Origin of the sequence: Timaviella obliquedivisa GSE-PSE-MK23-08B (assembly GCA_019358855.1) — a bacterium.
GTDB classification, from domain to species: domain Bacteria; phylum Cyanobacteriota; class Cyanobacteriia; order Elainellales; family Elainellaceae; genus Timaviella; species Timaviella obliquedivisa.
Genome location: JAHHII010000002.1, coordinates 1 through 23,517, shown reverse-complemented (window position 1 = coordinate 23,517; position 23,517 = coordinate 1). Strand labels below are relative to the sequence as shown.

Annotated in this window: 18 protein-coding genes and 1 rRNA gene; 7 read left to right on the top strand and 12 right to left on the bottom strand. The window is 47.8% G+C overall.

The window, feature by feature from the left end:
* Window positions 1-2 precede the first annotated feature (2 nt).
* Window positions 3-596 carry a rhomboid family intramembrane serine protease gene (locus KME11_03515; GenBank protein ID MBW4514274.1) on the bottom strand — a complete coding sequence of 198 codons (594 nt, stop codon included), beginning with the start codon at window positions 594-596 and terminating at the stop codon, window positions 3-5.
* Window positions 597-687: 91 nt separating this feature from the next.
* Window positions 688-3,792, bottom strand: a complete 3,105-nt coding sequence (ppc, locus tag KME11_03510; GenBank protein MBW4514273.1) for a phosphoenolpyruvate carboxylase — start codon at window positions 3,790-3,792, stop codon at window positions 688-690.
* 138 nt (window positions 3,793-3,930) lie between these two features.
* On the opposite strand from ppc, the gene KME11_03505 reads away from it, so the two are divergent.
* Window positions 3,931-5,226, top strand: coding sequence for a recombinase family protein (locus KME11_03505; GenBank protein MBW4514272.1), 1,296 nt, complete (start codon window positions 3,931-3,933; stop codon window positions 5,224-5,226).
* Window positions 5,227-5,331: 105 nt separating this feature from the next.
* The gene (locus KME11_03500; protein MBW4514271.1) at window positions 5,332-7,023 is read left to right on the top strand and encodes a DUF3352 domain-containing protein; all 1,692 of its coding nucleotides are present in this window, start codon (window positions 5,332-5,334) and stop codon (window positions 7,021-7,023) included.
* 186 nt (window positions 7,024-7,209) lie between these two features.
* Here the strand turns inward: KME11_03500 and KME11_03495 are convergent, their stop codons facing one another.
* On the bottom strand, window positions 7,210-7,803 hold the full coding sequence (locus tag KME11_03495; GenBank protein ID MBW4514270.1) for a hypothetical protein: 594 nt from the start codon (window positions 7,801-7,803) through the stop codon (window positions 7,210-7,212).
* Between the two features lie 314 nt (window positions 7,804-8,117).
* Between KME11_03495 and KME11_03490 the strand changes: the two genes are divergently transcribed.
* Together KME11_03490 and KME11_03485 are read left to right on the top strand one after the other, a co-directional pair.
* Window positions 8,118-9,263 carry a hypothetical protein gene (locus KME11_03490; GenBank protein MBW4514269.1) on the top strand — a complete coding sequence of 382 codons (1,146 nt, stop codon included), beginning with the start codon at window positions 8,118-8,120 and terminating at the stop codon, window positions 9,261-9,263.
* Window positions 9,264-9,280: 17 nt separating this feature from the next.
* Window positions 9,281-10,246 (top strand): NAD-dependent epimerase/dehydratase family protein, encoded by a 966-nt coding sequence (locus KME11_03485; GenBank protein ID MBW4514268.1) that lies wholly within the window; start codon window positions 9,281-9,283, stop codon window positions 10,244-10,246.
* Window positions 10,247-10,293: 47 nt separating this feature from the next.
* Here the strand turns inward: KME11_03485 and KME11_03480 are convergent, their stop codons facing one another.
* From KME11_03480 to KME11_03465, 4 genes are all read right to left on the bottom strand, one after another.
* Complete coding sequence (locus KME11_03480; protein MBW4514267.1) at window positions 10,294-10,938, bottom strand: ABC transporter ATP-binding protein; 645 nt, start codon at window positions 10,936-10,938, stop codon at window positions 10,294-10,296.
* A gap of 423 nt (window positions 10,939-11,361) precedes the next feature.
* Complete coding sequence (locus KME11_03475) at window positions 11,362-12,603, bottom strand: ABC transporter permease (protein ID MBW4514266.1); 1,242 nt, start codon at window positions 12,601-12,603, stop codon at window positions 11,362-11,364.
* 126 nt (window positions 12,604-12,729) lie between these two features.
* On the bottom strand, window positions 12,730-14,277 hold the full coding sequence (locus KME11_03470) for a mercuric reductase (GenBank protein MBW4514265.1): 1,548 nt from the start codon (window positions 14,275-14,277) through the stop codon (window positions 12,730-12,732).
* Between the two features lie 49 nt (window positions 14,278-14,326).
* Window positions 14,327-15,088 (bottom strand): TVP38/TMEM64 family protein, encoded by a 762-nt coding sequence (locus KME11_03465; GenBank protein ID MBW4514264.1) that lies wholly within the window; start codon window positions 15,086-15,088, stop codon window positions 14,327-14,329.
* A gap of 369 nt (window positions 15,089-15,457) precedes the next feature.
* On the opposite strand from KME11_03465, the gene KME11_03460 reads away from it, so the two are divergent.
* On the top strand, window positions 15,458-16,768 hold the full coding sequence (locus tag KME11_03460; protein ID MBW4514263.1) for a hypothetical protein: 1,311 nt from the start codon (window positions 15,458-15,460) through the stop codon (window positions 16,766-16,768).
* On the opposite strand, the gene KME11_03455 is transcribed toward KME11_03460, so the two are convergent.
* Entirely contained in the window at window positions 16,761-17,414 is a 654-nt protein-coding gene (locus tag KME11_03455) for a response regulator transcription factor (protein MBW4514262.1), read from the bottom strand. The two genes, KME11_03460 and KME11_03455, sit on opposite strands and share 8 nt — an antisense overlap.
* 377 nt (window positions 17,415-17,791) lie before the next feature.
* On the opposite strand from KME11_03455, the gene KME11_03450 reads away from it, so the two are divergent.
* The gene (locus tag KME11_03450; GenBank protein MBW4514261.1) at window positions 17,792-18,787 is read left to right on the top strand and encodes a Gfo/Idh/MocA family oxidoreductase; all 996 of its coding nucleotides are present in this window, start codon (window positions 17,792-17,794) and stop codon (window positions 18,785-18,787) included.
* Window positions 18,788-18,880: 93 nt separating this feature from the next.
* On the opposite strand, the gene KME11_03445 is transcribed toward KME11_03450, so the two are convergent.
* The 4 genes from KME11_03445 to KME11_03430 all read right to left on the bottom strand — a co-directional run bounded on the left by KME11_03445 (window position 18,881) and on the right by KME11_03430 (window position 22,762).
* On the bottom strand, window positions 18,881-20,125 hold the full coding sequence (locus KME11_03445) for a trypsin-like peptidase domain-containing protein (GenBank protein ID MBW4514260.1): 1,245 nt from the start codon (window positions 20,123-20,125) through the stop codon (window positions 18,881-18,883).
* A 341-nt stretch (window positions 20,126-20,466) separates the two neighbouring features.
* Window positions 20,467-21,354 carry a glycine--tRNA ligase subunit alpha gene (glyQ, locus tag KME11_03440; GenBank protein MBW4514259.1) on the bottom strand — a complete coding sequence of 296 codons (888 nt, stop codon included), beginning with the start codon at window positions 21,352-21,354 and terminating at the stop codon, window positions 20,467-20,469.
* 329 nt (window positions 21,355-21,683) lie between these two features.
* Window positions 21,684-22,265 carry an ISAs1 family transposase gene (locus tag KME11_03435; GenBank protein MBW4514258.1) on the bottom strand — a complete coding sequence of 194 codons (582 nt, stop codon included), beginning with the start codon at window positions 22,263-22,265 and terminating at the stop codon, window positions 21,684-21,686.
* Window positions 22,190-22,762, bottom strand: coding sequence for an ISAs1 family transposase (locus KME11_03430; GenBank protein MBW4514257.1), 573 nt, complete (start codon window positions 22,760-22,762; stop codon window positions 22,190-22,192). Before KME11_03430 ends, KME11_03435 begins: the two co-directional genes overlap by 76 nt.
* A 388-nt stretch (window positions 22,763-23,150) precedes the next feature.
* Between KME11_03430 and KME11_03425 the strand changes: the two genes are divergently transcribed.
* Window positions 23,151-23,517 (top strand): 16S ribosomal RNA (locus tag KME11_03425); the annotation flags it as partial.

The window sequence follows — 23,517 nt, the reverse complement described above, 5'->3', positions numbered from 1 at the left end:
ATTTAGTAAGCTTTGGGCGGCTTCCTAGGTGCAGCCAAAATACGGGCTGCCACTACGCCCCCAATGAACCCAAATAAGTGCCCCTGCCAGGAAATTCCTGGCTGTTGTGGTAGAACACCCCAAAGTAACCCTCCATACAATACTCCAACGGTGACAGACAATGCCATAGAGGCAAAGTTGCGCTCGAAGTATCCTCGGAAGAGCAGGAAGCCTAAGTAGCCGAAAATGATACCGCTGGCACCAATATGAATAGAGAAAGAGGGCGCAATCAACCAAGTGCCCAACCCGCCAATGAGGGCAGCGATCGCCGTTACAATCCAAAAGTCGCTAGTGCGACGCAACATCACTAACCATCCTAAAGTTAAAAAAGGCACTGTATTCGCAATTAAGTGAGGGAAGTTCCCATGTAAAAATGGCGCAAATGCAATTCCCCGCAGTCCAATGATCCTACGAGGAATAATGCCGTACAGATCCAGGTTTATACCAGGAAGCTGATCGATGATTTCGATCGCCCACATTAAAGCAACGAGTCCGCCCAAAGTTAAAAGCTGGGTTTTGAGTTCGTTCGCAAGTCCCTTCATTTCATTCCTGCTCATGGATCTCCTGGAGTAACTGCTGCTAGTGTCGTTAAGTTAAATGATGCGACGACTAGCCTAATTCTAGCCAGGATTTTTTAGAGCCGACTGCTCAGCCCGTATTGCGCATTCCGGCAGCAATGCCATTAATGGTGAGCAATGCACCTCGGAGTAATTCACCCCGGCTATAGCGAGAGCGAATGGCTCCAGAGGCGGCGTTAGTTTTGTGTTGGCGCAGACGCTTGATTAGCGAGACTTGCAAAAAGCCCAGGGGAACAATGGTGCCATTACGAAGCTGCACCGATCGCTGTAAGTCGGGGTCGCCATCGAGTAATCGTTTGTGCCCGGTGATGGCTAGCACCAGTTCGCGGGTGAGGTAAAACTCTTGAGCAATTTGGGCGAACACTGCTTCCAGGCGATCGCGGTCTTCGGTGTGGCTGAGTTCATTGACATAATGGTGAGCAATCTCCAAATCTACCTTCGAGAGCGTCATTTCGCATTTGGAAATCACCATTTTAAAGAAAGGCCATTTGTAGTAGAAATAGCGCAGTAGCTTTAAGTTCTCTTCGGGTGCTTCCGTCAAAAAGCTTTGCAGGGCAGTGCCGACTCCATACCAAGAAGGCAGCAAGAAGCGGGTTTGAGTCCAGCTAAACACCCAAGGAATAGCTCGGAGGCTAGCGAGATCTTTTTTACCGCCGCGACGAGCCGGACGAGAGCTAATTTGGAGTTGGCTGATTTCTTCAATCGGCGTGACTTGGTGGAAAAAATCAATAAAGTCAGGTTGTTCGTAGATCAGGTTGCGATAGTGACTGCGCGATCGCGTGGCAAGCTCTTCCATAATTTCGTGCCAGGGTTGAATATCATCAAACCCGTTGCGTAACAGGCTGGCTTGTAATACAGCAGTAGTCACTGTTTCCAGGTTATACAGTGCCAGTTCGGGCATATTGTACTTCGATGCCAGCACCTCCCCTTGCTCCGTAATTTTAATGCGCCCGTCAATGCTGCTACCGGGTTGCGCCAGAATTGCGTCGTATGCCGGACCACCGCCCCGACCCACCGAACCGCCCCGTCCGTGGAAAATCCGCAGGGCAACGCCATACTGCTCGGCAATTTTTTGAAGGGCTTGCTGGGCTTTATGAATTTCCCAGTTGCTGCTGAGGAAGCCTGAGTCTTTGTTGCTGTCAGAGTAACCCAGCATGACTTCTTGAATGGGCTGGGGAACTAGGGTTGGCGAATCTGGCTCACCGCTGTAGCCGCCCGACAGCATGGCGCGATAGAAGGGGAGTTCAAAAATTTCCTTCATTACGGCTGGGGCGCGCTGCAAATCTTCGACGGTTTCAAACAAGGGGACGACGTTGAGACTGCCAGAACTGGTTGATGGGTCGTAAAGTCCTGATTCTTTGGCTAGGAGCAATACCTCCAACATATCACTGGCGCTGTGGCTCATACTGATGACGTAGGTTTCGCAGATGGCAGAACCAAACTCCTGTTGCAGACGGCGCACCATGCGGAAGGTGCGGATGGTTTCGACAGTTTTTTCGGAGAAGGGCAGTTCACCTGGAATGAGTGGACGACGAGTTTGTAGCTCGGTGCAGAGCCAGACGAGACGTTGCTCTTCTGAGAGGTCGTTGTAGGAGCGGGGCAGGATTTGTAGATAGTCGGCAATTTCGCTAAGGGCATCGGAGTGGCGCGTGCTTTCTTGGCGCACGTCCAGGTATGCCAGGTTGAAGCCATACACTTCGACTTGGCAAATCAGGTTTTCTAGCTCGCGGCATTGCAGCCCGGTTTCATGGAGGTTGCGGTGGATCAAGTCGAGTTCGGCTAGGAGATCGGCACCGGAACCGTAGGTTGTAGCGGGGTTGATTTCGGGAATTTCGGTATGGAAGCAGTCACCGTTGTAAAGCTGAATGCTGCGATCGCGCGTATTTTCCAGCCGCTTTTGAATGTAAGCTAGCTTCAGTCGATAAGGCTCCTGCCGATAGCGAATTGCTAGGCTTTCGTAGACCTCTGGAAGCTGCATTTGGTCTTGCTCCAATGATTCCAGTAGCTCTGGCAAGACATCGCTCCAGTGCAGGCTAAGACTGAGCAGGTTAGTCAAATATCCCATCGAGCTAATGTACTTACCCAGTACCAGGTTGCGCTGATAGCCAGCGGTTTTCCAGGTAATTTCGGGTGTGACGGACGGGTTGCCATCGCGATCGGAACCTACCCACGAGCCGAATTTACAAAAGTTTTGGCTAGGCGGGCGAAGGCTGGGGAATGTGGCTGAGAGCGATCGACAGAAGCGATGATAAAGCTGGGGGATCGCGTCAAACAAGACCTCTTGGAAATAGTGGAGGGTGTAGTCCACTTCATCTAATACAGTAGGCTTGAACTGGTGTAGCTCGTCGGTGCGCCACCAGAGGCGAATTTCTTCGGTCAACTGCTCCCGTAGCTCGTTGGCTTCCCAAGACGCAGAATGCCCCATCGTTTGCATTCCTTCTTCTGCCTGGTCAAGCTGGCGCAAAATTTTGGCAATGCGGCGCTGCTTATCACGAATGGTGTGGCGGACAATTTCGGTAGGGTGTGCGGTAAACACGAGGCGTACATCGAGATTATCGATCAACTGCTGAATTTGGCGCGGGGGAACGTTTAGCCGCAGCAACTTGGGGAAGAGGGTTTGCAGCGTTCCGGCTTCTCGCCAACTAGTCGTATCCTGCATACTTTTTTCTAGCATGTCGGCTTGCAGAGCGCCCTGACATTCTTCAGGATCGCCTATATACTTAATCGGATTGGAGGCAAAGAACGAGGCGCTTTTACCGTTATCGTTCGCTTGCTGCTCGTAGGTAGCGCGGTATTGCTGCTGTTGTCCGCGCTGTTCGTAGTGTTGCTCGACAATGTTGATCAGCTGAAAATAGAGAGCGAAGGCGCGGGCAGCGCGAATGGCTTCATTCAGGTCAAGGTTTTCCACCACTTTGAGCGCCTCTGAACCGATCGCCGCTGGCACCTGCCCTTCAGGCGAACAGAGCGATCGCAATTGCCGTAATAGGTCTACTAACTCTTGCCCACACTCCTGCTGTAACACCGACTGCCACAGATCTTCCACAATCTTGAGGCGATGGCGCAGAAATAGCTCAGCGGCTGACGCAATTTCCAGGTTTAGATTTTGTGCGTTTAGGGGTTCTGTCACGGTGCCAATCCGAAAAGCATCATCAGAAGAGTGAAGGGTAGAACTCATGGGGTCGCCTATGATAGTTATCCGGGCAGTGTGATAATTTTATGGTCTTTGGGAGTCAAAGAATAGTGGGGATGAGCGTTGTCTATCTAGATGTCCACTAGCTAGATATCTACAGGAGAAAGCGAGGAGAAAGCAAGGATGAAGAACGATTTAAAAATCTTTGCCTACTCCTATAGCAATCCCCTGATTAGCGCTGCGCCAGATGCCTCAGCTTGGGGCTGGGAAATTGATAGAGTGTATCAGGATTTGGGGGGACGATTTCAGTTACAAAAGCTACTGCAAGATTGTCAGCAATACTCAGGAGCCTACTTATTAGTCCGACGGCTGGCAGAGTTGGGTGACTCAGTGGCAGAGGTGGGCGATCGCCTCGCCCAATTAGAAACTTTAGACATTCATTTAATTGCCATTGAAGAATCGGTGGGCAGTAATGATCAACCTTTGCGGCGATCGGACTTACTCCATGTATTAAAGACTGTACAGGACAGCCAACGCAGTCAACGATTGCAGCAAGGACACGCCCGTAATCGGGTGAAGGCACTCCCGCCGCCAGGGAAAGCGCCCTATGGCTACCGTCGGGGCAAAGATCGCTACACGCTCGATCGCAGCACGGCTCCGGTCGTCAAGGAGTTTTTTGATCATTTCCTGCTTTATGGCTCGCTTCGAGGCAGCGTCCGGTATCTGCAAAAGAAATATAGCAAGAAAATCTCAGCTTCGACGGGGCAACGGTGGCTGACCAGTCCAGTTTACCGAGGCGACTTGGCTTACCAAAATGGTGAAATAGTGCCCGATACTCACACTGCAATTCTATCGCGAGATGAGGCAGCGCAGATCGATCGGTTGCTGCGGCGCAATCGGCAAATGCCGCCCCGAACTGCCAGTGCCCCGCGATCGCTCTCTGGCTTAGTCACCTGTGGCACTTGTCAATCTCCCATGACCATTAGCCGGACGACCTCTCGCAAGGCAGAATATCTTTATCTGCGTCCAACTACTTGCCCCAACCAGCCTAAATGTCAGGCGATCGCCTACGATGAGGTGCTGGAAAAAACGATCTACCAGATTTGTCAGGATTTGCCTGTAGCAGTGGGTCATGTGCCCAGTTTTGATGGCATAAAGTCGGGGATCACGGCTCAGATTGCGTCAAAGCAAGGAATTCTAGAACAGATTCCGGCATTGGTAACGAGCGGCGTGCTGGATGGCGAAACGGCAGAGCTACGAGCTTATAAGGTGCGGACAGAGATGGCGGCGTTGCAGGCAAGAGCCGCACAGTTACCGCCCGATAACCTGAAAGCGATCGCCCAGGTCGTGTCGTTGCCGCAATTCTGGTTAGATTTATCCGAGGCAGAACGACGATTTTATTTTAGGGAATTTCTGCGGCAGATTCGGCTAGTGCGAACCGAGGAAAGCTGGAACATTCAACTCGTTTTTATTTTCTAAATAACTATCGTCCCTGCGCTAAAATTCTGTCGCAGGTGTCGCCCATCCTTTTCTGGCTAGAGACAAATGATAAAAAAATTATTTAATAAAAAGCTGAAATCTCTTGTGCCCCTGAGTGCCGCGATCGCCCTAACGGGTGGGGGTATAGCGCTGTGGTGGGTAGTGCAACAAAACACTCCGGTGGAAGGGTTGCCCGTGGGTTCGGAAATCTTGCCCCAATCCACGGCAATGACCTTAGCTTTTACCACTAACGAAACCCAATGGCAGCAGCTTCAACAGTTTGGCAATCCGGATACGAAGGCAGCTCTAGCAGAAAATTTTGCTAAATTGCGCGATCGCTACCTCACTGCCAACGGGCTGGACTATAACCGCGACATTAAGCCCTGGGTTGGGCAAGAAGTGACCGTGGCGTTTCTGCCGCCCATAGCAGAAAATAACTCACCTGCTATCCAATCCTCTAACCCGAACGGATTGGTAGATACGCCACCCGTGTTTATCCTACCGATCGCCAATCCTGCCAAAGCTCAAGCGCTGATGGCAACTCCCAAAACCGCTGCCGGACAAGAATGGGTAGAGCGCGACTATAAAGGACAAAAAATCCGAGAAGTCCACGGCAAAGAAGAACCCGCCTACGCTGCTACAGTCGTCAATAATCGCCTTGTCGTCGTATCGCCCAGCGCCAAAGCCATTGAGCAGGTCATCGACACCTTCAAAGGTAAGCCGCCTTTATCGCGCATTTCAGAGTATAACCAGTCGTTCAAGCAGCTTAAAACTGTTGCACCTTTCATGCGGCTATATGTCAACGTACCTGCCGCTGAGAACATGGCAATTAGTAACCCTGCGTTGCCGATTCCACCCCAAGCCCTCAGCTTGCTCCACAACAATCAGGGCATGATCAGCACGGTCAATTTGGGGCAAGAAGGCATGAGAATGCAGGGCTTGTCGTGGGTTGATGCTAACAGTAAAGTACGGTATCGAACCGATAACAAAGCCCAACGAATGCCCAGCCTGTTGCCTGCTCAAACTGTCATGATGACTTCGGGCGGCAGCCTTAAGCAGTTTTGGCAGGAGACAAGCCAGAAGAATGAAAAAAATCCTGCTCCTCGTACCTTAGGCTACAGCACTAACGCTGTGCAATCAGGGTTAGAAAATTTGACGGGCATGAATGTGGAAAAGGATTTTCTGCCTTGGATGGATGGAGAATTTGCGCTGGGCTTAATTACAGCGCCAGCCAACTTAGATCCCACTCCCACGGCTGGGATTATGCTGCTAATGCAGGTGAGCGATCGCCCTGCTGCTGAGCAAACGCTCAAAAAGCTTGATCAAGTGATGAGAGATCGCTACCAGTTCCAAATTAGCCAGAATGATGCTGGAGTCGTTAAATGGGTGTCTCAATTTACGGCGTTAAATGCAACCCACGGTTGGCTGGATGGGAATGTGCTGTACTTGGCGATCGGGCCGGGTGTCTCCAGCCTAGTTGCCCCCGCAGCCGGAAAAACATTGGCAGAAGCTGACCTATTCCGAAAAGCAACGGCGACTAATTTAGCAGCCAACAATGGTCATTTTTTCTTGAATGTGCAGCCGTTGGCAAATAACACAAACTTACCTTTTCCCATTTTGCCAACCGACAATCGGGCGCTTTTAAATGCAATTCGGGCGATCGGAGTAACGTCTGCGGTGCAAGATGGGCGCACCTTCCGATTTGACACCCAGGTTTTACTACAAAACTCTCAGACTAGTGAGGCAGTGCCAGCCCCGAGTGTCAGTCCAAGCATCAGCCCGTCGCCATCGCCCTAACGTTCTGGTTGAGCAGCAAATAACTTTTGCATCACCACCAAGCTCTCTCGCTGGTTCGCTCCAACAGTCCGCTCCGACCGAAGTGTCATGCCGCTTTATTGAACTTGTGGTGCTAAGCCGTTCAATACACCATTGCTTTGTCATGTTCACTGCTTTCGAGTTTCACGCAGGCTATTTGAATTCGATTTATAAGAGTTTTTGATTAGAATATTGCTTGACCATTCTCCTGAAAATTTGCAAATACAGTGCAAAACCAAAAAATGATATTAATAGATAAAGTAATGCATAAAAAATATTTGAATAACACAGAATTATGAACGGTAGAAGAGTAACGACGATAGCAAATGAAATGGTAAATGTTCTGTATGATAATTGGTAAGATGAAATAATAAATTTTGCTTCTTCTTTGCCCATATTAAAGTTAAAAATTTGTGAGTCTTCTACCTCACCTAATTCTTTTTTAATCTCCATCTCATAAGCTTGTAAATTATGCACAAAGTACCATGCATAGGATTGTTTAATTAAGTTTGATAGTGCAATTAATCCTAGAACTGTAAGCAGACTCAGAAAGCCTAAAAATAGAAATAGACTGGAATTGAGCCTTGGGCTTGCGGGTAAAGTGAGTTCAGCAATAGGCTTCCAAATAAGGATAACTGCACCTACTACTCCAAATAACTTGAAATCCTCAAAAGTGCTTTTGATAAGATCATCTGCCTTATCATTGAGTCTTACATATTCTTTGTAAAGATATTTCAATCTCTGGCTAGAGTCTGAATCCATTGTCAAGCATCCCACAAACAATCTGAAAGTATTTCCCACAGGCAATTTCAAAGTAACTTGCCTTGGGGTGGCAATAGGCAGGCTTCAAATGTTTCCTCTTCTAATAAGCTTGCGGCATAACTTCTTTTTAGAGAGAAACGTTTTGCATATCACTCTAATTAAGGTGGATCGCAAGAATCTTTTGGCATGTTACGTTAATGTTGATAGATCTCCACAAACTTTCTGCGTATCTTCGGGGTCGTGGAGGTAAATTTCGATCGCAGCTAGGGTCAGGTTGTTTGGTAAAGTCTCTAAAAGAGTTCAGCAAGTTAACCATGGTTGCAACCGCCAACGCTCAAATTGAAATCCGACCCGTTACCACAGCCGCAGATGGCGATCGCTTCCTCGATCTGCCTGCCAAAATTTATAAAAACGACCCCAACTGGGTGCCACCGTTGCGCAGCAGCATTGCTAAACAGCTTTCTCCTCAAAATACTTTCTTTCAATATGGCAGGCTACAACAATTTATTGCCGTTGTGCCCCAAACCCAAGAAGTTGTAGGGCGCATTGTTGCAGCAATTAATGATCGCCTCATTCAACGCGAAGGCGTAAACATTGGACTATTTGGCTATTTCGAGTGTATTGAAGATTTTGCAGTAGCGCAGGCATTGTTCCAAGCGGCGAGTGATTGGCTGAGAGGCGAGGGAATGGCGATCGCTCGAGGCCCGATCGATCTGTCTACCCACAACAACTGCCTCTTGTTAGTGGATGGCTTCGACTCGCCGCCGATGGTGATGATGCCTTATAACCCGTCTTACTACCCCAAATTTATGGAACAAGACGGCTGGGGAAAAGCCAAAGATGCTTATGCCTACGACCTTCCCCTTAACCACAATCTCACCGAACAGTTTGCCAAGTCCTACCGCATTGCTTGCAAATCTGGTGTTACCTTTCGCCCATTGCGTCTTAAAGGCGATGGCTTCGAGCAAGACTGCATTGCCCTCTATAACTTATTTAATAAAGCTTTTTCGGGCAATTGGAGTTCAACGCCTCGTACTCAAGCAGAATTTTTAGAAGAAGCCAAAGATCTACAAAGTTTAGTTGATCCTGATATCTTTCCGATCGCCGAATATAACGGTGAAATGATTGGCTTTTGGATGGCGCTGCCTGATTATAATATTGCTCTCAAACATATTAATGGCAAGCTGAACTGGTTAGGCGTTCTCAAATTCCTCTGGTATCGTCGGCAAATTGACCAAGGTCGAGTCATTGCTGTTTGTTCTTTGCCCGAATATCGCCGCAAACTTGTTCCTCTCGCCCTCATTTACCTCGGCATGAAAGGCGGTATTCAGAAAGGCAAGCCCTACAAACGCGCCGAACTTTCCTGGGTTTTTGAAGACAACATGCCCTCCCGAAAACTCATCGAAGCTTCTGGCGGCACCATCTATAAAACCTACCGCATTTACGAAAAAGCTCTCTAGCCCTCTCCTTTTACTTTATGAAAACTCTCATCACTGGAGCCAACGGTTTTACAGGCTCCCACTTGGTCAAAGCTCTTGTAGAGCAGAGTGAGCCGAGTCATACTATCATTGCCCTTGTCCGCAAAACTAGCGATCTTTCCCGCCTCACTCCTACCAATGTCCAACTAGCCTACGGCGATATCACCGATCGCGCCTCTCTTCAGTCCGCCATGCAAGGGGTCGATCGCGTGTTCCACACTGCCGCCTATGTAGAACTGGGAATCGTTGATGCTGCCCGGATGGAGCGCATTAATGTTGAGGGAACTCGCAATGTTTTGGAAGCGGCACAAGCTGTGGGTGTTCAAAAGATGGTCTATTGCAGCACCATTGGCGTATATGGCGATACGCAAGGTCAAATTATTGATGAAACTTTTGAGCGTCAACAACAAGGGTTTTCCTCTGCTTACGACTCGACTAAATACCAGGCACAGCAGATCGTCGATCAATTTGCCGTAGTGGGTTTTCCGGTTGTCAGCGTGATGCCATCGGGAATCTTTGGAGCCGATGATCCGCACTTTGGTCCAGTAATGGATACGTTTCTGAACGGCAAATTGAAAGTTTGGGCAGGGGGCGATCGCATTACAGGTATCGTCCATGTCGATGATTTGGTTAGTGCTATGATTCTTGCTGCCGACCATGCTCCCTCAGGTTCTCACTACATTATTTCTACTGGGGATCTTTCTACTCGTGCAATGTTCCAATTTTTGAGTCAAGAGACTGGCATTCCTGCCCCCACAGAGGTTCCTCAACCTGTCGTTCGACTGGTCGGCAATATTCTTGAACCCATTGGACACTTACTGAGTTGGCAGCCGCCTATCAGCCGGGAGCGGGTTCATTATATTTACGATCGCTGTGTTCGAGTCAGCGGTGATAAAGCCAGAAAAGAATTAGGCTGGAATCCTCGATCGGTAGAAGAAACCTTGCGGCAATCTCTAAAACGGTAGCGATAAGATACTAGCTGGCACAAATTAAGATGGCACAAATTAGCGACCTAAACAGTCTGCAAAACACCATCTTCTAAGTTTGTTACCCGATCGGCTACATCCATAATTCGTGGATCGTGGGTCACCATTAACACTGTCCGATTATGCTCTTTTGCAAGTTGACGCAAGAGCGTAATGACCGCATGACCGCTTTGAGAATCTAAGGCTGCTGTCGGTTCATCTGCCATGATGAACTGAGGACTTCCGGCGAGGGCACGGGCGATCGCCACTCGCTGCTTTTGTCCACCTGACAGATCGCGGGGAAGACTCTTCGCTTTATCGGCTAGCCCCACCTGTTCTAGTAAAAACAGCCCCTCCTTATGCACTGCTCCTCCCTTAAACCCTTTGAGCTTCAGGGCAACTTCTACGTTCTCAACTGCTGTCAGAGCCGGAAAAAGGTTAAATTCTTGAAAAATAAAGCCAATATTTTTGAGCCGGAACTTAGCAAGCTGCGATCGCGACATTTTAGTCAAGTCTTGTCCTGCTAGGCAAACGCTGCCTGATGTTGGAGTTAAAATTCCACCCAAAATTGACAAAAGCGTCGTTTTGCCAGAGCCTGAAGGGCCCATCAAGAGTTGAATATCACCTCGGTAAACATCTAGATTGATAGTTTTGAGGGCGTGATATTTCTGGTTGCCACTCTGAAAAACCATTTCTACACCCCTAGCAACAATCGCCCTTGTTCCCATGAATGGGTCAAGTATCTCGTGAGAACTTGAACTCAGAACTGTGGGAGGCTCTGTTAGATCGACTTGAAATTGAATCGGCGTGGCAGTCATTCGCGTTTAGTTGAGTAGGGGGTGCAGATATTCAGATCTTTAGTCTATCGGGCTACCGGATTTGAGGTAGATCCTTAAATTGAGTGAACCCTGTTTATTTTGACCAAGTCTCTTAAACCAATGGCTTTAGACTTATGTTTTAGTATTGAGGCAAAATGTTCAATCTCTATCTATGAATGTGCAGGACGTTAAACTGTTCCATCTAAATTTGCTGGGATGAGTTGTCAATCCTTCTAGGACGATCGCCTCCAATCCGGACTCGAAACTGAATACTACATAACATCTTCTTTTCAACGTCTATGACTTGAAAACTACCGCAGGGTCAACATGAGTTACCTTCTGAATCGCAAACACCGCCGAACCCACACACATAAAAACAGTAATTCCTAACACGCCAGTTGCCATCAGCGGCGTTACTAAAATCGTTACCCCCTGGGTCGCAAATGTCCAAGCTCCAAGCCCCAAGCAAATCGCCATACTGGGAAGATAACCCAGTACTGCCATCCACAAAGACTGTTCAATAATAATGCTGTAAAGCACCCGGTCAGATACACCCATCGCTTTCAGGGTGGCAAACTCTTTTAAGTGATCAGACACTGAGGAATAAAGAATTTGTCCGACAATCACTACCCCTACAATGAAGCCCACCGTGGCTCCTAGCCCCAAAATAAAACCCACTCCAGTTCGACGGAGCCAATAGCTGCGAGTGATCTGCGCCATTTCAGCGCGGGTGTAAGCGCGAGTGTCGGGCAGGTTGGCTTCGAGTTGGCGCTTAAGTGCTTCTAGATCTTGTCCGGGTTGGGCGCGCACTAGGATGTAGCTAATAGGATCGGTCGCGGTTAGAGGCGTTGGGGCGATCGTGGCAGGATTCGAGGCAGGCGACTGTTCATACACATTGGTGCAGAGAAACTGGTCGGCTTCCGTACGGCAGTTGAGGTTGGCAGTCCGATTTCCGGTGGCGTAAGCTTTCGTATTTTCGATGGATGCAAACAGAAAGTTGCCCGAAGCGATCGACTGAGATCCTTGGGTCATCCCGACCACCTCAAGGCTGAGTGCGCCGATGGTGGCAGTATCACCCACTTTCTCAATGTTCAGGTTTTTGAGGTTGGCACGGTCAACCATGATCGAGTAAGGCTGCTTCAGTGCATCTAAGCTGCCTTCCGTAACTTCAAAAGCGTTGAACAGTTGCCCTGCCGGATCAAAGCCAAAAATGCGAGTGGTGCTCAGTTTCCCTTCAGGGTTACGCCAAATTCCACCGCCTAACAGCAGCGGTTCGGCTCTGGCTACACCCGGAATTTTAAGCGCTTGGTTAAGATTGCCAGCAGGCATGGGCAACGTTAGTTCTAGGTAAACCATGTCTTTGCTGGTCACCCAAATATCAGCTTGGGAGCGATCGATCAAAACGCCTGTAGAGCGAGTAAAGCCGTTAAGAATTCCAGTTTGAATCGTCACCAAGCTCACTGCAAACATGATCCCTGCTTGCGCGACTAAGAAACGGGGAATGTCTTCAAATAAATTTTTGCGGGCGATAGAAGCCATGAGCCAGATGCCAACCCAACTTTACGACAAGTCTAATTTATAGTCCTTAACTTCTATGGCTTTAACTTGAATGTGCCAGAAGAATAGGCTGCCTTCAGAAAACTATCTGCAAAGCACAAAAAAACTTTAAGAAATCCTCGTCAGGATTTTTAGAAACGCTTTAATCTGGGGCGTTAGTAGAGTCCGACGATAGGCATCTGCTGCTTTTTTAATCCCTTCGGCTTGGGTTGGATACGGATGAATGACGCTTGAAAGCTTGCCAAGTCCAACGTTTCCAATCATGGCAGTGGTAATTTCGCTAATCATCTCTCCGGCGTGTCTGGCGACAATGGTTGCTCCTAAAATTTTGTCGCTGCTTTTTTGGTGAAGAATTTTGATGAAACCTTCTAATTCACCATCAACGATCGCCCGATCGACCTCCTTAAAAGGGATTTGTATTGTGCTGATCTCAATACCTTGCTGTCGTGCCTGAGACTCATAGAGTCCGACATGGGCAATCTCTGGATCGGTATAAGTAACCCAAGGCATCACTAAACCACTCAACTTTGAGCGACCTAAACCCAAGGGCGAGAAGAACATATTTTTAATCACAATTCGCGCCGCCGCATCTGCCGCATGGGTGAACTTCCAATCCATGCAAATATCGCCTGCCGCGTAGATTTTAGGATTAGTAGTTTGCAGATAATCATTGACTAATACGCCCTTTTTGGGGTCATAGTCTACCCCGACTCCTTCTAGATTAAGTCCTTCTATGTTGGGCGATCGTCCCGCCCCTACTAAAATTTCGTCTACGGTAATAGCGTCTTCTTGGTTCTGCGACTTGAATGTAATCACTTTGCCATCTGTCGTTTTTTCTACCCGCTCAATCTGAGCATTTAACATTAAGCGAACGCCTTCACGAATAAAATTTTGCTGCACAATTTCTGCCGCATCAGCATCTTCTTTGTCAAGTAGATGAGAGCCTTTGTGGATCAGAGTTACCTCGCACCCTAACCTTTGAAACGTCTGTGCTAACTCGCAGCCAATGGGCCCGCCACCGATCACAGCTAGGCGATTAGGGCGATCGGTCAAGGAAAAGACAGTTTCGTTGGTTAAGTATCCCGCTTCCTCAATGCCAGGAATGGAAGGACTGGTAGCGCGTGCGCCCGTGGCGATCGCCGCTTTTTTGAAGCGAAGGGTCTGATTACCGACTTGTATACTTCGCTCACTAGTAAACCGCCCGTCCCCTAAAAAGACATCTACTCCAATGTTCTGAAATCTTGAAGCCGAGTCATTGGGGCTGATGCCTGCTCGTATCTGTCGCATTCGAGCCATCACTGCTGGAAAATCGATCGCAATCTGATCAGGAGGCTCAATCCCAAAAGGCTTAGAATCTCGCATATCAGCCACCACTCGTGAAGATCGAATCAAGCACTTAGAAGGCACACAACCCACATTTAGGCAATCGCCACCCATCAAATGTCGTTCAATCAGCGCTACTTTCAAGCCCACTCCTAACCCTGCTGCACCTGCCGCTACAACTAACCCTGCTGTGCCTGCACCAATAACAACTAAGTCATAACAGCTTGCCGGAGCCGGGTTCACCCAATCTGGCGGATGAACCTGGGAAACCAGGGTTTGATTGTATTCATCCATTGGTAAGACGGTTACACCCTGAAAGGCAGACTGAGCCATAGTTTTTTCTCCCTGAATGGTTACTGCATTCTAATAATCAATGGGACAATTAACTTCGGTCTGGCACTCCCTCAGATATCACACTCTCTGCTAGTGCTTTTTGAGCAACTCTTGTGATATAGAAGGTGACCGCAACTGTAGCGATAAAGCTAATGAGCCGAGTTGCCCATTGCACCACAGGATCGGTCGGCTGCTCTGCTGAGCCAATCAGGGTTAAATCGTGAGCAAGTGAACCGATATAAACATACAGAATGGTGCCAGGAATCATGCCGACAGAACCAAAGAAATAGTCACGTAGAGAAACCTGGGTGATACCCAAAGCATAGTTCAACAAGTTGAATGGAAAAACAGGGGATAGGCGAGTTAGTAAGACAATTCTGAAGCCGTCTTGTCCAACAGCCCGATCGATCGCCTTGAATTTTTGATTGCCTTCAATCTTTTTAGAAACCCAACCGCGTGCAACATAGCGACCCACTAAGAAGGCAAGAGTAGCGCCTAAGGTAGCACCCACAAAGACATAGATAGAGCCTTGCACCACTCCAAATACTACGCCTGCTCCTAAGGTGAGAGCAGAGCCGGGTAAGAACAAGACTGTGGCAATAATGTACAGGACGATGAAAGCGATCGCTCCTAGTATTCCTAACCCTTCCATCTGCGCCAAGGCATCCTGTAGGAAACTTTGTGGACTAAACTCAGCACCTGCGAAAGCTGGAGCGGTTGCCGTCCCAAGCGCCACAGCTACAAATCCAAGGGTTTTCAAGATTCTTCTCAAGGTTCTTGAAAAGACAGGGAACGCAGACTGAATTCTCATGGCTAATGTCGTTGAGATGGAGGAGCACGCTTTTACTGTAAAGCATTATTTGCTGAGAGAATGATGCGCGTCTGAGTCAAACATTAAAGTTGGCTGAGAGCAAAACTTGGAGGTTGAAGAGGCTAAGGCGCTCGCTTTAGATATCACTTACCTTCTAGAGACGAAGACTCCGTAAGATTGCACAGATTAAGTATAAAAAATTATTCCTTAATCTTTACCTCGTGTCATGGATCGAGAGGCATAGATTGATCCCTGTGTTTTTATTCGCCTATCTAAAAAGCTTTAGCTGTTTTACGAGAAGGTGAGATGTCGCACCCTTGACCGTATCGGGCACTCTATTCTTAGTATTTTTTGATACTGAGGTAGAACATGTCTGGCGATCGTGTGGGAAAAACGTTGAGGCAAGCGACACTCATTAATTTAGCCAATGGCAAACAAAATATTGGCGATCGGCTCAGCGGTAGTAATAAAAACGACTTCTTTCGCTTTGTTCTAGGTAGCCGTAGCAGCATCAGCCTATCTCTGAGCAGATTAAAAGCAAATGCTAATATTCAACTTTTGGGCGATCGGGGACAGGTGATTCTGCGTCCTTCGCTTAAAAGCAATACGAGTAATAAAATAATCACCACTGTTTTAGAACAAGGAATTTACCACATTCGAGTTTTTGCAGGCGGAAGGGGAAAAAGTGGACAAAACATTCGCACTCGCTACAGGCTTCAAACATCGGCTGAACCTGCTGTACTCTCTGCGTCAAGTTCTCCTGAACCCGTTCCAGCCGCGATCGCGCTGAAGCCCGCTGGCTCTTTCAATATCCAGTTCGACTACCGATTTGACACTCAAGGCTGGTTTACTCCTGCTCGTAAAGCTTCCCTAGAAGCCGCCGCCCGCATTTGGGAAAGTATTATTGCCGATGAATTTCCTGATACTCCTATAGGCACAGCCACCCCTTTTGTCCTCAATCCTGAAACTAACGAATACGTTGGCAACAACAATATCTTCACTACCGATACCCCGATTGATGATGTCACTATTTTTGTCGGAGCCAGAGGTTTGGGTGGGGCGACTCTAGCAGTAGGCGCACCGTCAGGAAACTACACCAATGAAGCTCGCTACAATGGCAGCGATTTCGAGCCTTGGCTAGGATCAATTTCCTTTAATGACAACACCAACTGGTTCTTTGATCCCACCCCTAATACTGCAACAGACATTCCCCTAAACCAGACTGACTTTATCTCTACGGCTGTCCATGAGGTAGGTCATATTCTTGGATTTAACCGCTCTGCAAGTGCCTTTAACAACCTAGTGGTAAACGATTCCTTTGTGGGCACTAATGTATTAAGGGTCAACGGTGGAAACCCCCTTCCTCTGCAACCAGGCGGTGCGCATATCCGAGACGGCTACGAGTTTGGGGGTTCAGGCGAAACTTTGATGGATCCAACTAGCAGTTCGGGTGGACGGCAACTGCCCACAATTCTGGACGCTGCGATTTTAGATGATGTCGGCTACACCATTAATTACGATGCAGTGTATCGTAATCAATCTATGAACGCTCGGACTGCTGCTGCTATTACTTATGGACGCTGCGGGTGCCTGAGTTGCATGATATCATCTCAGATGAACACGATCGGTTCTAGTGATTTGAGTCGCCTAGTAAATTCACCAAATTTGGTGCCTAATTGACTAAGCCATGATCCATGGCAAACCGAACAAGTTCTGCTCGGTTACTGGTTTGGGTTTTGCGCAAGAGGCTACTAACATGCTTCTCAATAGTGCGGGGGCTAAGGTGGAGGCGATCGCCAATTTGTCCATTCGATAAGCCCTCAACCAATTCTGCCAAAACCTCTTGCTCTCTTTGAGTAAGTTCAAGCGCCAACATCGCATTGTTTTTATCGAACAGCGGCTGTTCTTCTGCCTCGACCGATCGCAATCGCAGTCGCCACTCCGATTCCATCATTTGCGATCGTTCTAATAAATTCCGCACGACCGCCACTAATTCGTTTAGTTCAAAGGGTTTTGGCAAGTAAGCATCACATCCCAACTGATAGCCTTTAATCCGTTCTTGGGTATTCGTTCGCGCCGTTAAAAAAATGACTGGCAATAATCGAAAGGCAGGCTGACGACGCACCCGACGAATTAATTCATACCCATCCATTTGGGGCATCGTGACATCTGTCACAATCAAATGGGGTTGATACTGACTCACCATTTCCAGCGCACTTTGACCGTTTTCGGACATCACTACCGAATAGCCTGCCATTTCCAGGGAATCGCTAACCGATAACCGTATCCCCAAGTCATCATCGACAATCAATATAGTCAAAGGCATAGACACGAGGGAGTTCAGGAACCGTTGAGAGTTAGCTATTAGCGTATCAGTAACAAGAGTTTTTTCGTGGGTAAATCTAACACACTCCCTTCCTAGCTGCTGCGATCGAGACTATGAGGAGAAAAGCGATGGACAGGATAAGAACTGACACACTGCTCCATACGGCGACATAGCTAACCTCAGAAAATATGATCGCCTGATAGGATGGGTTTGGAGGTAACTTTAGAATTCTTCATATAGATTCAAGTTATCTTTACTGTGAAGGTGTGGTGTAGGGGAGATCAGGAGTGGAGAATTTATCAGAGGGGCAGGTAACTGCTCAGGGACAGCGTTATCATTTGGAGCCTATCCGCATTGGTGTCATTGGCGTAGGCAACATGGGGCAGCACCATACTCGCATTCTAAGCTTGCTCAAAGATGTAGAATTAGTCGGCGTATCTGATATTAATGTGGAGCGAGGACTAGATACAGCCAGCAAGTACCGAGTTCGTTTTTTTGAAGATTATCGGGACATGCTGAATCATGTTGAAGCAGTTTGTATCGCTGTTCCGACTCGTCTGCATCATCCTGTGGGTATGACCTGTTTGCAAGCAGGCGTTCATGTCCTTATTGAAAAGCCGATCGCTGCCAACATTGTTGAGGCTGAGTCCTTAGTCAATGCTGCTGCTGAGTATCACTGTATCCTGCAAGTCGGTCACATCGAACGCTTTAACCCAGCTTTCCAAGAGCTTCACAAAGTTCTCAGAAATGAGGAGCTACTAGCTTTAGAGGCTCATCGCATGAGTCCTTATTCTGACCGTGCAAACGATGTCTCTGTCGTTTTGGACTTAATGATTCATGACATCGATTTAATGATGGAGCTAGCAGGCTCGCCCGTCATCAAACTGACTGCTAGTGGTAGCCGTGCCTCAGATTCAGGATATCTAGATTACGTCACCGCTATTCTAGGATTTGCCAATGGCATCGTAGCAACCCTGACTGCCAGCAAGGTCACCCATCGCAAGATTCGCCGGATTTCAGCCCACTGCAAAAACTCTTTAACAGAAGCAAATTTTCTCAACAATGAGATTCTGATACATCGCCAGACAACTTACAACTGTCTCACTGATCATGGGCAAGTTCTCTATCGCCAGGATGGTTTGATTGAGAAAGTCTACACTAGCAATATTGAACCGCTTCATGCCGAACTAGAACATTTTGTCAGCTGCGTCCGAGGTGGCAAGCAACCGTCAGTTGGGGGTGAGCAGGCTCTCAAGGCTTTACGGTTGGCAAGCCTTATTGAGCAAATGGCTTTAGATGGTAAAGTTTGGCATGAACCTGATTTGAGTTCGCTGTATCCAGAAACGGCGATCGCTCAAACTGCTCATTCCTAAATAGACCTTTACTTTAAGCAGGGCATTTTAGAGCATTAGTGAGTCAATCCTTATGCTTAAAATGCCCCTTCCTATTAAGCCTATCCTTACTCCCTATTGAGCCGGAAGGATTCCTGGCTGAATCGATAGGTCTAGGGTTTGCCCTTGACGACGTAGCTCGATCGCCAAATCCCCTCCGACTTTACTCTCTTCAACCTTCTGCTGGATCACCTCAGCACTAGCTGCATCCTGTCCTCCAATTTTCGTGATCACATCCCCTGCCTTTAACCCTGCTTTTGCGGCTGGAGAATCTGGAACGACTTTGAGGACAACAATTCCTTTGTCTTCCTGAACGCTGATTGGACTATTAGGATCATCGCTCAACCTCTGCTTTAAGTCGGGGGTAATGGTTGCCATCTGAATCCCTAAATAAGGATGATCCACCTTTCCATTGGCAATTAATAGGTCAGAAATTCGTTTGGCAGTGTTAACAGGAACTGCAAAACCTAAGCCCTGTGCGCCGCTGATGATTGCCGTATTCATGCCTACTACTTCCCCTTTTTCATTGAGGAGTGGACCTCCAGAGTTCCCTGGATTGATGGCTGCATCAGTTTGAATAAAGCCTACCCGCCGATCGCCCACGCCAATATCAGCACTTGATCGACCTGTTGCACTAATGATTCCTGCTGTGACGGTGTTGTCCAATCCCAAGGGGTTTCCAATGGCGATCGCCCATTCTCCTGGCTGAAGCAATTCTGAATTGCCTAAGCTCACTGCGGGCAGGTTACTGGCTTCAACCTTCACTACTGCAACATCAGTTACTGGATCTGCACCTAAAACTCTACCCTCCAGCCTGCGACCATCTTTCAAAAGTACGCTCACCTGATCCGCCCCATCAACAACATGGGCATTAGTTAAAATCAGACCACTCGCATCGACAATGAACCCAGAGCCAGTCCCTTCTTCAACTCTAGAGAAGGGTCGCTGGGGATTTCGATTTCCAAAGAAACGCCGCAACGTCGGGTCATTAGAAAATTCGTCTGGTACACCTCGACTGACCACTTGGCGCTTCGAGTCAATTCGCACAACTGCCGGACCCACCTTCTGAGCCGCCTCTGCGATAAAATTTGGATTTACTGCACTCAGGAGCCGTCCCGATCCACCTGAGTTATTTAGATTGCCTGAGCTTGCAGCAGGCACTTGACTAACTAATGACTGAGTCACAGACTTTTGCTCAGCTTGCGCTGTAGAAGCTAATAAACGGCTGCCTCCAAAAGCGCCTCCTGCTCCTAGCAAAACTAAAGATAGATAAGTAATAGGACGTTGGAACAGAAACTTACGAGTACTTATGTTAGTCATAGTCGGGTTGGTTACCCAGATAATTCAAAAGTGGAATATGCTTCGATAATAGCTAGAATACTTAGCCCATATGGCAAAGAAATGTCAGGGTGATTTCAAAAATGTGAATTTTTTAGAGAGGAACGATCGCCTTATCCTGCTCTAAGATTTATCTTTTAGCCCGCATAAACTCCTAACTCAACTTGTCATCTAAACTTCACATCGACATAACAGAATCGACAAACCCTACGAGTAACTTAAATGAACAGGTGAATGAATGCTGCGGAGGAGTAGTTGTACCTTAAGAGACTGAAAAGTTAATCTTAACTGCAACTACCCTCCTTTTCTGTTCACTAAACCTACTAAGCAGCTTTTCCTTCATTATCTTTTAGTAGTGGAAATCCTAGCTCTTCTCGCTGTCCCAAATATAGCCCAGCTATGTGTCGCGCCAAAGTACGAATTCGCCCGATATAGCGTGTTCGCTCTGTCACAGAAATGACACCTCTAGCATCTAATAAGTTAAAGGTATGAGAGCACTTCAATACATAATCTTGAGCAGGCAAAACTAATTTCTTCTCAATTAGCTGTCTTGCTTCCTGTTCATATAGACCGAACAAGTTGAACAGCATCTCTGCGTTTGATGCCTCAAAGTTATAAATAGAGTGTTCAATCTCTCCTTGAAGATGAACATCGCCATAGGTCACCTGCTCGTTCCATTGAATCTTAGTAAAAGCATCGACCTCCTGCAAATACATCGTTAATCGCTCTAGCCCATACGTGATTTCAATAGACACTGGGCGACAATCAATTCCACCGCACTGCTGAAAATAGGTAAACTGAGTCACCTCCATTCCATCTAGCCAGACCTCCCACCCTACCCCCCAAGCTCCTAACGTCGGTGATTCCCAATTATCTTCTACAAATCGAATGTCGTGGTCTTCAGGACGAATTCCTAAAGCCCGCAACGAGTCTAGATAAATGTCTTGAATGTTCTCAGGCGAAGGCTTAATTAAAACTTGGTACTGATAATAGGATTGATAACGGTTTGGATTTTCCCCATATCGTCCATCTGTAGGTCTACGACAAGGTTCAACATATGCTACAGCCCAAGGCTCTGGTCCAATAGCCCGTAGAAAAGTATGTGGACTCATTGTACCAGCCCCCTTTTCTGTATCGTAGGGCTGAACAATGATGCAGTTGCGATCGCTCCAGAACTGATGCAACGTAGCAATAACCGATTGGAAATTCACAAAAACCTACCTTTTATCTAGTTTCACAAAATGTCTTGTCCTCTCCAACTACCCGGGGCTGATCTAGGTTAGCTAGTAGAATTTGCTCATTTTAGTAGAAAAGGTCATCTAAGCATTTCAAAAGGTTGGTTGTGACAGGCATACTAAGCGTCACTTATTAAACCTATGAGGGCGATCGGCATCTTCTGACCCCTTTTTAGTCATATATCCTAAACTACATAGGACAAATTCTCTTAAGAATTTGTCCTATGTAGCAACTTGCCATACTTTATTTTTGAGGATGGAAAAAGTAAAGTACCTTAAACCCCCCTTAACCACGCAGGGCTGATCTATTGAAAGAAGGAAAATAGTTTCCTGACATCATGCGCTAAGAACGGTAGTCCTTTCGTGATGGAATCAAACCCATTCAGCCGAAAAAGATTGACTCCGAAAGTGCGGACAATTCCAAAATTGACCAGGGCATTGCCATCACAGAGGGGCGATTCATCCTCTTTCAACACCACATCTTTGACCCAATGCAGCCGATTCTCAATCTGCCAGTGCGCTCGAATCTGTTGGGCGAAGCCAGCCGCATCTAACCTCAAAGAACTGATGTAGAACATCGTCTCGTCATAGGGTTTGCCCGCACGGCTGCCCGTTCGCTCGACTCGAACAATCCGTTGGATGCCGACCCATTGCGGATCGATGGCTGGAATTTGGTCTAAAACGCTGACCCTGCGGTGCGTCACTCGATCCCGCGTCCGTTCACTTTGATGGTCAACACTGAGGGGCGGCAGTTGTTCAAACTGAGTCTGCAACTGGTTAAACAAAGTCTGCTGATTGCCTTTGACGGTAATTAAGTAATCATTGCCACTGGCAGTGATCTGCTGCGTTGTTTTTTTTGAGTATGGAGGGCATCGAGACTGAAGCAAACGCCTTGGAGTTGCAGTTTCTCTAGCAACACTTGAGCGGTCTTGATTTCACTACACTCACCATTACGCATTGACTCTAAACCCAGCACCACGCCTTGCTGGACACTGAAGGCGGAGACGACGCTGACAAAGTCTTGGTACGACTGGTCATAATCACGCAGGCTGGCTCTAATGCCTTTGCCATCCACTGCAACTTGCTCGGTAGGGGCGGGTGGACAGTGTTCTTGTGCCCAGCGATTAAAGGCTTCCGTAAAGGAGACAAAATCAATTCGCACCATAGTCCGCCGCAGGGTGGAAAAGCCCGGTAGTCGCTCATAAGGCAGTTCCATGATCTCGAGTAAGGTGGCTTGATGGCGACTGACAAAGTCAGCCAAGGAGCGGTATCCGGTGCAACCACTCATCGTGCCCATGAGGATTAAAACTAAGATCACCCAGAGCGGGTAATCCGGTTGAGTGCGATAATCTCGAACGGTTTGCAGATGTTGAATCAGGCTCATAAAGCTTAGAGTCCAATCAAGGGGATTTCTCTAGTGTCTATTTTCTTTGATTAAAGGATCAGCCCTGCCCTTAACCACGTATGCATAACGATTCAAAAAGAAGCATCTAAAGATTCAGAGAGAAAACTTCATAGCCAGGAGTTGACAGAGAGAGAGAAGGTGGGCTATATTCATAAAGCGGTCGAGGGAAGCCAAGCGAAAGCGAAGCGGGAGTCGACTTCCGAACCTAGAAAAATCTATATAGTTTTGAGAGTCAGAATAGCATTTAATATTCGTGAATGCAATAGAAGAGAGTATTCGTACTCAAACAATCGAGATAACAAACCGATTGAGAGATCGGAGCCGTTAAACTCAAGATGATTAATCTAGATTTATCTAAGTTAGTCACACAATGGAGAGTTTGATCCTGGCTCAGGATGAACGCTGGCGGTCTGCTTAACACATGCAAGTCGAACGGAATCTTTCGGGATTTAGTGGCGGACGGGTGAGTAACGCGTGAGGATCTGCCTTCAGGTTCGGGACAACAGTTGGAAACGACTGCTAATACCGGATGTGCCGAGAGGTGAAAGCTTTAAGTGCCTGGAGATGAGCTCGCGTCTGATTAGCTAGTAGGAGTGGTAACGGCACCCCTAGGCGACGATCAGTAGCTGGTCTGAGAGGATGATCAGCCACACTGGGACTGAGACACGGCCCAGACTCCTACGGGAGGCAGCAGTGGGGAATTTTCCGCAATGGGCGCAAGCCTGACGGAGCAA

Excerpts from the sequence above, each read along its gene's own strand:
- KME11_03515 (MBW4514274.1), bottom strand. The coding sequence starts at position 596 with ATGAGCAGGAATGAAATGAAGGGACTTGCGAACGAACTCAAAACCCAG.
- ppc (MBW4514273.1), bottom strand. The coding sequence starts at position 3,792 with ATGAGTTCTACCCTTCACTCTTCTGATGATGCTTTTCGGATTGGCACC.
- KME11_03505 (MBW4514272.1), top strand. The coding sequence starts at position 3,931 with ATGAAGAACGATTTAAAAATCTTTGCCTACTCCTATAGCAATCCCCTG.
- KME11_03495 (MBW4514270.1), bottom strand. The coding sequence starts at position 7,803 with ATGGATTCAGACTCTAGCCAGAGATTGAAATATCTTTACAAAGAATAT.
- KME11_03490 (MBW4514269.1), top strand. The coding sequence starts at position 8,118 with ATGGTTGCAACCGCCAACGCTCAAATTGAAATCCGACCCGTTACCACA.
- KME11_03485 (MBW4514268.1), top strand. The coding sequence starts at position 9,281 with ATGAAAACTCTCATCACTGGAGCCAACGGTTTTACAGGCTCCCACTTG.
- KME11_03480 (MBW4514267.1), bottom strand. The coding sequence starts at position 10,938 with ATGGTTTTTCAGAGTGGCAACCAGAAATATCACGCCCTCAAAACTATC.
- KME11_03475 (MBW4514266.1), bottom strand. The coding sequence starts at position 12,603 with ATGGCTTCTATCGCCCGCAAAAATTTATTTGAAGACATTCCCCGTTTC.
- KME11_03470 (MBW4514265.1), bottom strand. The coding sequence starts at position 14,277 with ATGGCTCAGTCTGCCTTTCAGGGTGTAACCGTCTTACCAATGGATGAA.
- KME11_03465 (MBW4514264.1), bottom strand. The coding sequence starts at position 15,088 with ATGAGAATTCAGTCTGCGTTCCCTGTCTTTTCAAGAACCTTGAGAAGA.
- KME11_03460 (MBW4514263.1), top strand. The coding sequence starts at position 15,458 with ATGTCTGGCGATCGTGTGGGAAAAACGTTGAGGCAAGCGACACTCATT.
- KME11_03455 (MBW4514262.1), bottom strand. The coding sequence starts at position 17,414 with ATGCCTTTGACTATATTGATTGTCGATGATGACTTGGGGATACGGTTA.
- KME11_03450 (MBW4514261.1), top strand. The coding sequence starts at position 17,792 with ATGGGGCAGCACCATACTCGCATTCTAAGCTTGCTCAAAGATGTAGAA.
- KME11_03445 (MBW4514260.1), bottom strand. The coding sequence starts at position 20,125 with ATGACTAACATAAGTACTCGTAAGTTTCTGTTCCAACGTCCTATTACT.
- KME11_03430 (MBW4514257.1), bottom strand. The coding sequence starts at position 22,762 with ATGAGCCTGATTCAACATCTGCAAACCGTTCGAGATTATCGCACTCAA.